The sequence below is a fragment of the Pseudomonas simiae genome, from assembly GCF_000934565.1.
Lineage (GTDB): Bacteria > Pseudomonadota > Gammaproteobacteria > Pseudomonadales > Pseudomonadaceae > Aquipseudomonas > Aquipseudomonas simiae.
In genome coordinates this window covers 2,902,353-2,917,631 of record NZ_CP010896.1, presented here as the reverse complement: position 1 = coordinate 2,917,631, position 15,279 = coordinate 2,902,353, and the positions used below count along the sequence as shown (strand labels likewise).

The window sequence follows — 15,279 nt, the reverse complement described above, 5'->3', positions numbered from 1 at the left end:
GGCTGACATCGTAAATCTCCTGGCTGACCGGATACGGCTCGAATCAGATCACATCGGGGTGGAATTACGCAATTGATAATTATTAGCATCTGGCGCGCTGCACAGGCTCCGCCAAATCGCCGCTGCCCCCCGCAACGCGCGCCGATCAGAATCTTCAGTCAAGGTCCCATCATGTCTGCACGATGCAACACGACGGCTACCCGCCAATTTTGCTACAAACGTAATACTATAACAATAGCCATGAGTTTGACACTGGCCAATTCGGCACTCGCCACCACCATCAGCGAGCCCGTGCAACTGCCGGCCTCGACGGTGACTGCGCGCATGGAGCAGGAAGACCCGAAGGAAGTGCCCATCAGCCTCAGCGTGATCAGCGGCGAGCAACTGCGCACCCAACGCCTCGACACCCTGGAGAGTGCCCTGCGCAACACTTCCGGAGTGAGCGTCAACTCCTCAGGAGGGCCGAATGACTTCAACGTACTGATCCGCGGCGTCGGTTCGCTGTACCAGATGTCGATGGATGACAGCTCGGTGGCATTCAATATCGACGGTGTGCCGGTGTCGTCGCGCAGCCTCGGTTTCGGCACCCTGGACGTCGATCGCATCGAAGTACTCAAGGGGCCCCAGGGCACGCTGTCCGGTGCGATTGGCCAGGCGGGCGCGGTCAATATCACCACGCATCAACCGACCCGCGAACTTGAAGGTTATGTGCGCGGCGAAGTCGGCCAGGAAGGCCAGTTCCTCACCGAAGGTGCCATCGGCGGGCCGATCAGCGACAGCCTCAGCGGTCGCCTGGCAGTGCGTCGTGCCGGCTATGACAGCTGGATCGACAACGACCAGACCAACCACCCCATCACCAAGCCGCGTAACGAAGCCTACCGAGGCAGCCTGCTCTGGGACCTCAACGATGACACCCATGTGCTGGTCAGCGCCGAACGCCAGAAAACCGAGCGCGCCACCAACTCCCTGGTGTTGCGTCCCTACGGCAGCGACCCCAGCCTGAACCTGACCGCCGGCCTGTTCGACGACAACTACAAGACCACCGAGCGCTACACCATCAAGGTCAATCATGACTTCGCCAACAGCCGCCTGACCTCCACCACCGCCACCGGCACCGCCGACTTCGAAGGCCTGATCGCCTACGACAGCAAACTCATGGGCGCCCTGTACGGCACCCCCAGCGAGTTTTGGGTGGTGGACAAATCCTTCGAGCGCAGTTGGAGCCAGGACCTGCACTTGAGTTCGCTGCCCGACTCCGAGGTGTTCTGGGTTGCGGGCCTCGCCGCCAGCCGCAACGAGCGCAGCTACGACACGCCGCGCAACACCTACGGCACCTCCGGCGCCAAGTACCGCGATTTCACCACCACCACCTACGCCGGATATGGCGAAATGACCTTCCCCCTCACCGAGCGCTTGAAACTCACCACCGGCTACCGCCACTCCTGGGACCGCAAGACCTACGACGGCCAATACTTCTCCGGCAGCAGTGCAGTGCAGGACTCACGCAAGCTGACCGACGACTACGGCACCGGCCGCGTTGCCCTGAGCTACGCCCTCACGCCGCAAACCAACGTCTACGTGCAACTGGCGCGGGGCTATAAATCCGGTGGTTTCAATGACTACGCCTCGCAGGTCACCGACAGCGAACCCTACAAGGCCGCCGTCAGCAAAGCCGCGGAACTGGGCTTCAAGAGTGAAACTGAAGACCGTCGCGGCAGCCTTAACGGTGCGCTGTTCTTCACCCGCGTGCACGACGACCACCTGCTCGGCTACGACGCGGCGACCTTCGCCACCAATGCCTTCAATGCCGACACCCGCACCCGCGGCGCCGAATTGGAGGGCAGCTGGCGCTTCGACTACGGCCTGACCCTGGCCGCCAGCGCCACCTACCTCGATGCCAAGATCACCAGCGGCGTGCAAGGCATCCAGGCTGGTGACGTCGCGGCCGGCAACCGCACTCCGGATGTCCCGCGCTGGAGCGGCAACTTCAACGCCAGCTGGAAACACCCACTGGGCACCTTCGCCAGCCTCGGCGAAACCACCCTCAACACCAGCCTCAACTACCACCTGATGGGCGAACGCGCGGCCGACCCGCAAAACCACTTCAACCTGGACAACTACGAGAAACTCGACCTGCGCGCCGGCCTGGAAGGCAAGTTCGGCGAAGTCTATGCCTTCGCCGACAACCTGCTGAACCAGACCTACGACACCTACGGTTTCTACAGTGACCCGGTGGCCTACGGTGCACCGGCACGCCGCCGAACCTTGGGCGTCGGCTACACCTACACGTTCTGACCCTCCCCCCCTGTAGGCGCGAGCTTGCTCGCGAAAAACGTCAACGCTAACCGGGCAGCCTGATTTAACGCGGCACCGGGGCGTTCTTTCGCGAGCGAGCTCGCTCTTACAGGGGCAGATGTGGGTCAGAACTGGTAGCTATACCCCACGCCCGCAGAACGCCCACGCCCTGGCATGCCCGTTAGTACCTGGTCAGTGGAGTACGAGCCGTACAGGTCGTAGCGCGCATCCAGGAGGTTGTCGGCCCACAGGTAGACCTCCGAACCGCCACTCTCCAGGCCCAGGTGCAGGTCCAGCTTGGCGTAGCCCTTGAGGTCGTAGTGGTTCTGCGGGTCGGCCGGGCGGTTTTTCTGTACGCGGTAATTGAGCAAGGTGTTCAGGCGTGGCGCCGGTAACCCGAGCAACGCCCCCAGGTTCTTCTGCCAGGCGACGCTGAAATTACCGCTCCACAGCGGCACATCCGGCACGCGACTGCCCGCCGCCACGTCACCGCCGGAAACACCCGGCGCATCCGACGTCACCACTGCATTGGTGTAGCTCACGGCACTGCCCAAGGTCAGCTCATCGGTGACGTGCCAGGTAGTCGACAACTCGGCGCCCTTGCTGCGGGTGTCGGCATTCACCGCGCTGACCGCCAGGGTGTTGAAATCGTAGCCCAGCAGGTGGTCGTCCTGTACGCGGGTGATGAACAACGCCCCTTCCAGGCTCAGGTCGCCCCCGGCACTTTCATGCTTGAAACCCAACTCGGCGGAATTTACCTTGGCCGCCTTGTAAGGTTCGCTGTCCTTGACCGACGTGGCGTAATCGTTGAACCCCGCCGACTTGTAGCCCCGCGACAGCACCGCATACACATTGGTCTGCGGCGTCAGCGCGTAGCTCAACGCCACGCGCCCGGTGCTGTAATTGTCCTGCAAACGCCGGCTGTCGCTGACCAGCGCGCCGCCAGTGGAGTAATCGCCACCATAGGTCTTGCGGTCCCACGTATGACGCAGGCCGGTGGTAAGTTTCCAGTCTTCGGCAATTGGGTACGTCACCTCACCATAGGCCGCGTAACTGTTGGTGCTGAAGTCGCGCAACTGCTGCGCGCCGTTGGTGAGATTGTTGGAGTCGAAACTGCGCTCGGAGCGCGACAAGTTGAGCCCCGTCACCCAAAACACATCGGCATCCGCCAGCGACCCCAGGCGCAGGTCCTGGCTCCATACCCGCTCATGGGCCGAGTCTTCGATCAGGTATTCGAACGCAGAACCGTACAACGCCCGCGTGATGTTGCGATCGTAGCCCTTGACCGCATTGAAATCGGTGCTGGTGTAGGCACTGATCGAGGTGATGCGCGACTGCGCCAGGTCGTGGTTGAGTTCGAAGGAGTAACGCTCATTGGTCTTCTGGTTGCCATCGAATGTGCCGGGCGTGTAGTCCAGGCTCGGGCGATTGCCAAACGGGCGTAGCAGCTCCAGGCCCGCATAGTGCTCGGCGCGCTGGCGCTCGGCGGTCAGCAAGCCGGTGGTACCCTGGTCGTTATCCCACAGCAGGCTGCCGCGCAGCGCCAGGTCTCGGGGTTTGGTCAGCGGGTCGCCGTTCTGTTGATCATCGACCCAGTTATCAAAGCCGCTGCGACGCAAGGCGATACGCCCCGCCAGCGAGTCGGTCAACGGCCCGCCCACGGCGCCTTCGGTCATGAACTGGCCTTGGTTACCCACTTCGCCACGCACATACCCCTCCAGCTCGCGCGTCGGCTTACGGGTGGTCACGTTGATCGCGCCCGCCTCGCTGTTGCGCCCCAGCAACGTGCCCTGGGGGCCTTTGAGCACCTCCACCTGCTGCACGTCGAGGGTGGCCAGCGCCGCATTGCGCACTGACATCGGCACGCCGTCCACATTCAACACCACCGAGCCGTCATCCATGCTCATCTGGTTCAGTGACCCGACGCCACGGATACGCACATTGGCGTCATTCGCGCCGCCCCAGGAGTTCACCTCCACCCCCGGCGTGGTCCGCAGCGCGTCTTCCAGGGTACGCAGGCGCCGGGTCTCCAGGGTCTTCCCATCGATCACCGAGAGACCAAAGGGAATATCCTTGGCACTCTCCTGGGTCAACCGCGCGCTGACCGTCAGCGGAGCCAGTTCAATGGACTCCGCGGGGGCCTCCGGCTGATAGTCAGCGGCATAGGCCGTGCACATCTGGCTGGACAAACCCAGCGCCATGGCCTGGGTCAAGACGTTGGCCCGCCAGCCGAGGGGACGGCGCAGCGGCTGGATAAACAGAGCAGATGACATGGAAAAACTCCAAAAGGCAGGGATGATTCAAATTCATTGAGCAGGCCCCCAGCGCGTGAGCGCGGCGGCGATCGCTTGCGGATCAGGCGCGCCCAGCAGAGGCTGGATCGCGGCCGGCCATCCCTGGCCGTTTCGGATAGCGGCAGTCATTGCCTTCAGTTGTTCGGGGCTTTGCGCAGCGGTCCATCCCAGGCTCGCCAGCACTGCATAAGTGGCGGCCCAGCCGTGTTCGCGGGCATCGGCCAGGGTGCCGACGGGTTCGCCGTCATTGCCCAGCGCGCGGGTCAGGTCATCGTCCATGAGCTTCACCAGAACCGCGCGAGCCTCAGGGCCGTCCACATCCGCCACACACAGCAAAGCGATCGCACCTGCTACGCCCTGGCTCAACCACAAGTAACCCGGCACCTGGCGCAGGTCGCTGGCATCAACCAGCATCCGTCGGGCGAGCAGTTCGGCGATATGCGCACGGCGTGCCGAGCGCCCGACGCCGGCAGCAGCCGCGTCCCAATCTGGCGATTGGGCGAGCAACAGGTGACCGTGGCTCAAGCGACTGGCGCCCATGCCGGTCGGCCACAGGCTCACGTCATCCACCGCCGGGCGACTGCCCAGGCGTCGCGCCACACAAGCGCTCATCAGGTCCAGGTCTTCACGCACTTCAACGGCAGTTTGCTGGCGACTGGCATCCGCCCGTGCCTGCAGGCTGTAGGCAAAATCCATGGGCGCTGAGCTGTGACCGCTAAAGGCCTGCCCGTCGATCTCAACATGCCATTGCCAGTCGCCCGCCGGTGCAACGGCCTCCACGGCGACGGCGGAATTCGTCGCCAAGGTAGGCACTTCGGGCGTCAAATCGGCCTCGCTGCGCTGCACCGGCGCACGCAACAGCCGCTCGCTGTCCAGACCCAGGCGCGGCATCACGCGGCGTGCTTCCAGCCACACGCCGTGCGGCCCCAGCCAGTAGGCTTCGCCTTCCGACGGCCAGCCGTTGGCGCTGACAATCCAGTTCAGTTCCACACTGCAAGCGTTCGTCGTGCACTGTGCCAGGGGCACGCGCAGGTGTTCGGTGGCCTGCTCGAACGTGACCGGTTGCCCCATCACGCTGACCGCCGTCACCCGCAGGCCTGGGGGCAACTCGGCATCCAGTTGGCGGGCGACCATGGCGTCCAGCGTCCACTGGCCCTCGACCTGACGCGCGGTTGAATCGACGCGCAACTGCACACGCCCGCCCGCCACCTGCCAGGCAGCCGCGCCGGCCAGCCAGCGCTGTTCCCAGGCGGCGCGCTCGGCACGTTCCTCGGCCACCGATTGGTAGTCGCCCTGCTCCACCAGGTAACGCTGCAAAGCCACGCCACTGCCCAGCAAACCCAAGGCGCCCAGAGCCAACATGGCAAGCGGCAACGGCTGGCGCAAGTCAGCGAAACGGCGTCGCTCGGGACCACGTGGTAACACCAGCGCCGCCACGCCGACCATCACCACGCAACCCGCAAGTTTCCAGCCCGCCAAGGTGCCGAGATAGGGCAACCAGGGTGCCCAGCCGGTGAGCTGTGACAACGCCACATGGGCCGGTATCCCCATCGCATAGGCGGGATAGCTGACCAGCCCCAGTTCGTGGTTGAGCACCAGGAAAAACGTCAGCAGCATCGACATGGCGTAAGCCAGCCCCGAGCGACGTATCAACGCATGCACCAGCACCGTCAGCGTGGCCAGTTCCAGCAGCGGCGGCGCGAACACCAGCGCCTGGTAAATCAGCACAAAGCCCGGTGCCAGGCTGTCGGGCGCAGCGATGGCGCTGATCAGCAGGCTGGCAATGCCCGGCACCAGCGCCAGGGTCACGGTGGCCAACAACACACAGGCCGTGCGGCCGAACAACCGCAGCCAGGTTGGCGCGGGCGTGGCCTGCAACATGGCACCCAGGCCTTCGACGTCATCACGACGGCACACCAGGCCTACCAGCGCCGCGACGATAAACGCGATCACCAGGAACAACGCGCTCGACAACAGCGGCAGGGTCAGATCCGCCCGTGGCACCATCGGCCCGCGCGCATGCCACACGCCGTGGACAAAGCCGCTGAGCACGCCCATCACCAATAGCAAGCCGAGCGCCACCCACCAGATCCGCCGAGCAAACAACTGGCGTACCTGCCAGCGCGCTTCATGCCACACGGCGTGCGCCCAACAACTGGCCGCCAATGGACCCGGCAACTGCACGTCACTGCTGCGCAGCATCGGTGGTTCCGCCAGCACCGCGCCGCTGCGGCGCCCCATCAGGCCCTGGCGAGTGGTGCGCGCCAATACCACGGCGAGTACCAGCAGCGGCAACACACACCACAGCGCACGGTTGAGCCAAAACCCCGGCGTCAACGCCAGCAGCGCCTGGGACTTCTGCGCGGCGCTCCAGGTTTCGATCTGGGCCTGAGCAAAGGTAAACAGCGACGGGTCCAGGCTGGCCGCCAACAGCGGGTTGATATGCCCGCCTTTGAGCACCACCACCGCAAACATCCACAACAGCATCAATACCGTCGCCAGGCCAAATGGCGCGGCCAGGCCACGGCTGCGCAACGCCAGCAGGTAATACAATGCGCCGATCCCGGTGCTTACCGGCAACAGCAAGGCAATCCAGGCAAACCCCAGCGCCGACCACACCGGCGCACCGATACTCGCCGCCGGCACCCAGCCGAGCCAGCCCAATACCGGGCTGACCAGGAAGCCGACAATCAACGAGCTGGCGAGCAACCCGCCCACCAGCGCCGCGCCGATAAAACGCCCCCACAGCAAGGCCGGCAACGACAGTGGCAAGGTCAGCAGTACCTCTTCCAACTGCGCCTTGCGGTCGCGCAGGGCCGGCTGTGCAAACACCCAGGCCCAGGCAAAAAACAGAAAGAACATGCAGCCGCATGACATCAGGTAAATCAAGCTCGGCGCATTACGGGCAATGTCGCTGGCGCCCATTTTCTGCACGTAGTCGGCATTTGTCAGGGACATCAGCAGGTAGCCGGTGAGGCCAAGAAACACCAGCAAGGGAATGCCGCTGCGCAGCCCGGCGCGGGCTTCCACCCAGGTTTCACGCAGCAGCAACGCGAAGGTATTCATGCGTCCACCGCCTCACCGGCCTGGGCCAGCGCCAGGTAATAGATATCTTCCAGGCGTGGCACGTGGGGGGTGAAGCGCGAGTCTGCCGGCCGCTCGCCATGCACGATCACGCGACTGCCTTCGGGGCTGGCGGCCACATGCAGGGCTGCGGGCAACGTTTCGCCGCGGCTGAATGGCGCTTCCCACAGTCGGCCCTGCTCGGCAGCGAGCAAATCGGCCGGTCGACCTTCGACAATAATCTGCCCGCCGGCCAACACTGCCAGGCGGCTGCACAGGTTCTCGACGTCTTCGACGATATGGGTCGAGAGCAGCACGATGGACTCGGCGGCGACATCCGCCAGCACCCGATGAAAACGGTTACGTTCGGCCGGGTCGAGGCCGGCCGTGGGTTCGTCGACGATCAGCAAGCGCGGCGAACCCACCAGCGCCATGGCGATACCGAACCGGCGCAACATGCCCCCCGAATAGGTCGCCAGCGCACGGTGAGCGGCCTGCTGCAGGTTGACTTTATGCAGCAGAGCCTCGATTTCCTCGCGGCGCTGGCGATTGTCGGTACGGCCCTTGAGCCAGGCGAAACGGTCGAGCAAATCCCGGGCACTCACGCCAGGGTACGCGCCCAATTGCTGCGGCAGGTAACCCAGACGGCGGCGTAGATGGTCGGGGCCGCGCAATACGTCCACGCCGTCCAGGTGAATGCTGCCGGCGTCCGGCTGCTGCAGGGTCGCCAGGGTGCGCATCAGGCTGCTCTTGCCCGCGCCGTTGGGACCGAGCAAACCATACATGCCGGGGCCAACACTCAGGTCCACGCCACGTAGCGCTTCGACGCCATTGTTGTAGCGCTTGCGCAGGCCGCGCACCTGTAAACCTGAATCGACTGACATCCGCAACTCCATGAAGAGGCCCTGCAAAAGGGCGGCGAGCGACGGTAGTCAAGGGCGTGGGCCGAGCTCTACCCGATTCAAGTCATTTTCCAACCGCATCGCGCGACGTATTGGCGGCATGCCCCGCCGCTGCGCCCGCGCAATACGCACTGGGCAAACGGATACGGGGCGAAAACGATTCGATCCGGGTAGTCGCCAAAATGAGAATGACTAGCATCTTCCCCCATGCATTTGCCTGCCCCCAGCGCCTGGGCCAACCCCGGTCCGGGCCCTAGCGATGAGAAGACGTTGAGCCATGGCCACTCCCAGCACCTCAACCGCAATACTGCTGCGCCAATCCCTGTCCGACGCCCTTGGACTGCCCGCCGACCAGGTGCCCCTGGAGGCCAACCTGATCGAATGGGGGCTGGATTCCGTCACCCTGATCCGCCTCGCCGGCCAATGGCGCCGCCAAGGCCTGGCCGCACGTTTCGCCGACCTGGTAGCGGACCCGCGCCTGTGTGCCTGGCTGGCCCTGCTTGACACAGCGCCCACAGCCACCGCGCCGATCAGCACCTCTATCGACGACAGCTTACCGTTCGAACTCGCGCCGATGCAGCACGCCTACTGGATCGGCCGCGCCCCCGGCCAACAGTTGGGTGGCGTGGCCGCGCACTTCTATAACGAGTTCGATGGCCAGGACGTTGACCCGATACGGTTGGAAGCGGCCGTACGTGCCCTGCTCGCGCGGCACCCGATGTTGCGGGCGCAGTTTCTCGATGACGGCCGCCAGCAGATCCTCGCGCACAGCCCGTGGCCGGGACTGACAGTGCATGACCTGCGCCAGGCCAGCGCCGAGCAGGTGCAGCAACGGTTGGCGGCCTTGCGCGCCGAGCTGTCCCACCGTCAGCTGGCCGTTGAACAAGGCCAGGTGCTGGATATCCAGCTGTCGCTGTTGCCCAACGGCACCCGTCTGCACCTGAACCTCGACATGCTCGCCGCCGATGCCCTGAGCCTGCGCACTCTGCTCGGCGACCTGGTGCAGTTGTACCGCCAACACCCCCTGCCCGCGCTGGACTACAACTTTGCCCGCTACCTGGCCGACCTGCGCCAGGAACAGAACAGCGCCGAGCAGCGTGATCGCCACCAACAAGCGCGCGACTACTGGTTACAGCGCCTCGATCAATTGCCCGGTGCTCCGAGCCTACCGATCAAGCCCCAGGGCGATGACCGCCAGGTCTGCCGTCGTCACCATTGGCTGCCGCCGTCAGAACGCCAGGCATTCGAACGCCAGGCGCGGGAACACGGGCTCACGCCGGCCATGGCGCTGGCGGCGGTGTTCTGTGAGGCCCTTGGCGCTTGGTGCGATACACCCGAGTTATTGCTCAACCTGCCGCTGTTCAACCGCACACCGCTGCATGCCGACGTCGATCGTCTGGTCGGGGACTTCACTTCGTCAATCCTGCTGGCCTGGGACGGCCGGGTCGCCGGCACGTTTGCCGCACGCGCCACAGCCCTGCAACGGCGATTCCACAGCGACGTCGCACACAGTGCGTTTTCCGGCCTGGAGGTGTTGCGCGAACTGTCCCGCCAACGCGGTGAGCAAGTGCTGGCACCCGTGGTGTACACCAGCGCGCTGGGCTTGGGCGAGCTGTTCGCCGAGGGCGTACAAGCCAGTTTTGGCCAGCCGGCATGGATCATTTCCCAAGGCCCGCAGGTATGGCTCGATGCGCAAGTCACCGAGCTGGACGGCGGTATCCTGGTCAACCTCGATGCGCGTGAAGGGTTGTTCGCCGGCGGCGTGCTCGATGGCATGTTCAAGGCCTATACCGACCTGCTGCAACGCCTGTGTTTTGACCCCGCCAGCTGGCATCAGGCACCGCCAGCGCTGGTCCCCGCCGCGCAACTGGCAGTGCGCCAAGCCGTGCAAGGCCAACGTGTCGCCCTGCCCGTCAAGCGCCTGCATGAAGCGTTTTTTGCCCAGGCACGCCTGACGCCCACATTGCCCGCATTGCTGCAAGGCACCCCTCCCGTCATCAGCTATGGCGAGCTGGCAGAGCGTGCCCTGCAACTGGCGGCGTACCTGGAAGACCAAGGTATCCGGCGCGGCGATGTGGTGGCGCTGCAACTGCCCAAGGGGCCCGAACAGGTCATCGCGGTGCTGGGCATCCTCGCCTGCAGTGCCACGTACCTGCCGATCGGCATCGACCAGCCCGAGGCGCGTTGCCAGAAAATCTGTGACGGGTCGGGCGCGCGGTTACTGCTCAAGGCCCTGCCATCCGAGGGCCCCGCGCTGGAAGCCCCCCGGCCCGGCGCGATCAGCGACCTGGCCTATATCCTCTATACCTCCGGTTCCACCGGCGACCCCAAGGGCGTGGAAATCAGCCACCTGGCCGCAGCCAACACCCTGGACGACCTGCAACGGCGCCTGCAGTTGACCGCCGACGATCGCATTCTCGCGCTCTCTGCGCTGGAGTTCGACCTGTCGGTGTTCGACCTGTTTGCCGCGCTGTCCACCGGCGCGGCGGTGATTGGCATCGAGCCCGAAGCGCAGCGCGATGCCCTGCGCTGGCGTGAACTGGCCTTGCTGCACCACGCCAGCGTGCTCAACTGCGTACCGGCGCTGCTGGACATGTTGCTCGGTTGCGCAGCGGCCGACGCCCGCCTGCCGCTGCGTGCGGTGTTGCTGGGCGGTGACAAAGTCGCCCCGGACCTGGCGCCAAGATTGTGGGCTCAGGCGCCAGGCTGTCGCTTCATGGCCTTGGGCGGCGCCACCGAAGCGGCGATCCACTCGACGCTGTTCGAAGCCTTCCCCGGCCAACCGCTGCAATGGCATTGCCTGCCCTACGGCAAACCGCTGGACAACGTCAGCCTGCGCATTGTCGACCACCAGGGTCATGACTGCCCGGACTGGGTGGCGGGGGAACTGTGGATCGGCGGCGCCGGGGTTGCCGAAGGGTATCGCGGCGACCGCGTGCGCAGCGCCGAGCGTTTTGTCGACTATCAAGGCCAGCGCTGGTACCGCACTGGCGACCGTGCACGCTACCACCCCGACGGCAATGTCGAATTCCTCGGGCGTACAGACTTCCAGCTCAAGCTGCACGGCTATCGCATCGAAGCTGGCGAAGTCGAACAGGCACTGCTGGCCTGCCCAGGCGTGGAGCACGCCGTCGTGCTGCTGGCCGGCCAGCAATTGGCGGCGGTTGTACGCCAGGCGCACGGCCCCGCGCAGCCTGCGCCCATTGACCTGCCGGGCCTGGCCGAGCGCCTTCCGGCGTATATGATTCCCACGTTCATCCTCGGCTGCGCGCAGTTGCCCTTGACCGGCAATGGTAAGGTCGACCGCAAGGCCCTACACGCCTGGCTCGCCCAGCACAGCCCGGCGCAGCAGGCCAACCTGACTCCGCCCTGCGGCGACATCGAACAGCAGGTGGCCCGCGCTTGGCAGCAGCTGCTCGGCTGTAGCGAGGTGTGCCGCGAGCACAATTTCTTTGCCTTGGGCGGCGACTCCCTGAGCGCTACCCGCCTGGTGCGCCTGCTCGCCGAACACGGGTTGGGCGGTGCACGCATCGCCCAGGTGTTTGCCAAGCCGGTGTTGGCGCAGTTTTGTACCACTCTGCATCAACAGGTCCGGGCCGAATCCGCGCGCACCATTGTTGCAGACCTGGCTCAACGCCATGCGTCGTTCCCGATGACCGAGGTGCAACAGGCGTACTGGCTGGGCCGCGATCCCAGCCTGGTGTTGGGGGGCGTGAGTTGCCACTTCTACCGTGAATACGACGTCGAAGACCTCGACTTGCCGCGCCTGCAACGCGCCCTGCAGCGTCTGATCGAGCGCCACGAAATGCTGCGTGCCGTGTTCGATCACAGCGGCCAGGCGCGCATCCTGCAACAGGTGCCGGCCTTCGTGATCGGCCAGGGCCACGCCAGCCTCGACGACCTGCGCGAGCACTGTGCCCATCGCGTGTTCGACCCCCACCAATGGCCGCTATTCGACGTGCAAGCGGTTACCCATGGCCGGCATACACGCTTGGCGATCAGCCTGGACAACCTGATCCTCGATGCCCTGAGCATCCTGCGTTTCTACGCCGAACTCGATGCCTTGTACCGTGAGCCCGACATGGCGCTCGCCCCATTGGCTCTGTCGTTCCGCGATTACCAATTGCAGTGCGCCGCGGCGCCTGCCGAACGGCAAGCCGCGCAGCGCTTCTGGCAGGAACGTCTGCCGCAATTGCCACCCCACCCGCAATTGCCGCTGGCCGCCGACCCCGCCAGCCTCGGCCGGCCACGCTTTGAACGCCTGCAGGGGCAGATCGATGCCAGCGCCTGGCAAGCGATCCTGGCCAAGGCCCAGCAACAAGGGCTGACCGCCTCAGCGGTGCTGCTCTGTGCCTTTGCCGAAACCCTCGGCCGCTGGAGCGCACGCCCGGACCTAAGCCTGAACCTCACGCTGTTCGATCGCCGCCCCCTGCACCCACAGGTCGACCAAATAATGGGCGACTTTACCTCGCTGACCCTGCTCGGTTATGTGCCGGTGGCGGGTGAGCGTTGGGTCGACCGCGCACGGCGTACCCAGCAATCCCTGGGCGAGGCGCTGGAGCATCGCTGCGTGGGGTCGGTCAGCCTGCTGCGCCAACTGGCCCGTGGCAATGGCGAGCAACAGGTGAGCATGCCAGTGGTGTTCACCAGTGCCCTGGGCGTGCCGGATGGCACGGCGGCACCGGTGGATGGCCCGTTTGCCCGCCAGGTGTTCGGCCTGACACAAACCCCGCAAGTGTGGCTCGACCACCAGGTCGTCGAAGCGAACGGTGGTATCGCCCTGAACTGGGATCGTGTGGTCGGCCTGTTTCCCGAAGGCTTGGTCGAAACGATGTTCGCCGCTTACCTGCATAGCCTCAACTGGCTGGCCGAGCACGCCTGGGACAGCGCTCCACCTGACCTGCTGCCCCAGGCCCAGGCGCAACGGCGTGCGCAGCTCAACGCCCCGGGCGACCGCGTGCCGGGCGACCCGACGCTGCACCAGGGTTTCTTTGAACAGGCGCGCCAGACTCCGCAAAGCCCGGCACTGTTATGGGGTGAACACGGCACGCTGAAGTACGGCGAACTGGCTGACCGTGCGTTGCGTATCGCCCACAGCCTGATGGATGCAGGCGTCGCACCCGGCGACCTGGTGGCCGTGTCCCTGGCCAAAGGGCCGCAGCAGGTCGCCTGCGTACTGGGCATTCTGGCGGCCGGCGCCGCGTACCTGCCGGTGGGTGTCGACCAGCCATTGCAGCGCTGCCAGCGAATACTGCAACAGGCTGGCGTGACCCTGATGCTCGCCGAGCACGACCCGCAGCTGCCCGGCGTCAAACACCTCAAGCCATCCAGCGCGCTGAAAGCCGAACCGCTAGCGGCACCACGGCCTCTCGCGGCGGGTGAGCTGGCGTATGTGATCTACACCTCCGGCTCCACCGGCCAGCCCAAAGGCGTGGAAATCACACACCGTGCGGCGATGAATACCGTGGCCGACATCAACCGCCGTTATGACGTCCAGGCCACCGACCGGGGCCTCGCCCTGTCGGCGTTGGACTTCGATTTGTCGGTATACGACCTGTTCGGCCTGCTCTCGGTGGGCGGCGCCCTGGTGCTGATCGACGAAGACCAGCGCCGCGATGCACGGGCCTGGCTCAAGGCACTGCAACAGCACCGCGTGACTTTGTGGAACAGCGTGCCGGCGCTGCTCGACATGCTGCTGGAAGCCAACGCCCAAGACCGTCAGCGCCTGGATCTGAAGGTCGCGCTGCTGTCCGGCGACTGGATCGGCCTCGACCTGCCGCAACGCCTGCAAGACCAGGCCCCCAATTGCCGTTTTATCGCCCTTGGCGGCGCGACCGAAGCGGCGATCTGGTCGAACCACTTCGAGGTGCAACCACCACTGCCGGGCTGGCGTTCGATCCCCTACGGCGTGCCGTTGACCAACCAGGCCTACCGGGTGGTCGATGCCCTGGGCCGTGATTGCCCGGACTGGGTCACGGGGGAATTGTGGATCGGCGGCGCCGGCGTCGCGCGCGGCTATCGCCACGCGCCGCAGTTGAATGCCGAACGTTTTGTCGACGGTTGGTACCGCACCGGTGACCTCGGCCGCTACCACCCTGATGGCCTGCTGGAGTTTCTCGGGCGGGCCGACAGTCAAGTGAAGATCGGTGGTCATCGCATCGAGCTGGGCGAGATCGAAGCCGCCTTGGCTCGCCATCCCTGTGTGAACAGCGCCGTGGCGCTGGTCGTCGACAACCGTCTGATGGCCGCTGTCACTGCCAGCACCTGCGCCGAGGTGCTGGCGCAACACCTGGAACAGTGCCTGCCGGCGTACATGCGCCCGGAACAGGTCCTGGTGCTTGAACGCCTGCCATTGAACAGCAACGGCAAGGTCGATCGCCGTGCACTGCTCGCCCCCTTGACCGCCGCTGCCCAGTCACGCGTGGCGCTGGATGAGCAACCGCTGAGCGCCGGCGAACACGTGATCGCCGAGCTCTGGCAGCACTTGCTCAAGGTGCCGAACGTATCGCGCCACGACAACTTTTTCCGCCTGGGTGGCGACAGCCTGCTGGCCACGCGTTTTCTCGAAATGCTGCGCAGCCGCCTTGGCGTGGAACTGCCCATGGGCCAGTTGTTCGGCGCCGCCAGCCTGCTGGAAGTGGCGCAGACCCTCGAACGCCTGCCCACCCCGCACACCCTTGAAGAAGGCGTCATCTGATGCCCGCGCAACCTCCCTTTTTCCCAGG

Annotated in this window: 5 protein-coding genes; 2 read left to right on the top strand and 3 right to left on the bottom strand. The window is 65.2% G+C overall.

Annotation, left to right across the window (positions count from 1 at the left end; translation table 11 throughout):
* The first annotated feature begins 240 nt into the window (after window positions 1–240).
* Window positions 241–2,295, top strand: a complete 2,055-nt coding sequence (locus tag PF1751_RS13035) for a TonB-dependent receptor (protein ID WP_080923206.1) — start codon at window positions 241–243, stop codon at window positions 2,293–2,295.
* 125 nt (window positions 2,296–2,420) lie between these two features.
* Here the strand turns inward: PF1751_RS13035 and PF1751_RS13030 are convergent, their stop codons facing one another.
* From PF1751_RS13030 to PF1751_RS13020, 3 genes are read right to left on the bottom strand one after another with little or no spacing between them, the layout of a single operon-like run.
* Window positions 2,421–4,568, bottom strand: a complete 2,148-nt coding sequence (locus PF1751_RS13030; RefSeq protein WP_044287159.1) for a TonB-dependent receptor — start codon at window positions 4,566–4,568, stop codon at window positions 2,421–2,423.
* A 33-nt stretch (window positions 4,569–4,601) separates the two neighbouring features.
* Window positions 4,602–7,655: an ABC-2 transporter permease gene (locus PF1751_RS13025; protein ID WP_044287158.1), complete on the bottom strand. Its 3,054-nt coding sequence runs from the start codon at window positions 7,653–7,655 to the stop codon at window positions 4,602–4,604.
* Window positions 7,652–8,536, bottom strand: a complete 885-nt coding sequence (locus tag PF1751_RS13020) for an ABC transporter ATP-binding protein (protein WP_010210577.1) — start codon at window positions 8,534–8,536, stop codon at window positions 7,652–7,654. The genes PF1751_RS13025 and PF1751_RS13020 overlap by 4 nt, the downstream gene beginning before the upstream one ends.
* 295 nt (window positions 8,537–8,831) lie before the next feature.
* On the opposite strand from PF1751_RS13020, the gene PF1751_RS13015 reads away from it, so the two are divergent.
* Window positions 8,832–15,251, top strand: a complete 6,420-nt coding sequence (locus PF1751_RS13015) for a non-ribosomal peptide synthetase (RefSeq protein ID WP_044287157.1) — start codon at window positions 8,832–8,834, stop codon at window positions 15,249–15,251.
* Window positions 15,252–15,279 lie beyond the last annotated feature (28 nt).

What these genes read in the sequence shown, in the direction of transcription:
- PF1751_RS13035 (WP_080923206.1), top strand. Translation starts at nt 241, where the DNA reads ATGAGTTTGACACTGGCCAATTCGGCACTCGCCACCACCATCAGCGAG.
- PF1751_RS13030 (WP_044287159.1), bottom strand. Translation starts at nt 4,568, where the DNA reads ATGTCATCTGCTCTGTTTATCCAGCCGCTGCGCCGTCCCCTCGGCTGG.
- PF1751_RS13025 (WP_044287158.1), bottom strand. Translation starts at nt 7,655, where the DNA reads ATGAATACCTTCGCGTTGCTGCTGCGTGAAACCTGGGTGGAAGCCCGC.
- PF1751_RS13020 (WP_010210577.1), bottom strand. Translation starts at nt 8,536, where the DNA reads ATGTCAGTCGATTCAGGTTTACAGGTGCGCGGCCTGCGCAAGCGCTAC.
- PF1751_RS13015 (WP_044287157.1), top strand. Translation starts at nt 8,832, where the DNA reads ATGGCCACTCCCAGCACCTCAACCGCAATACTGCTGCGCCAATCCCTG.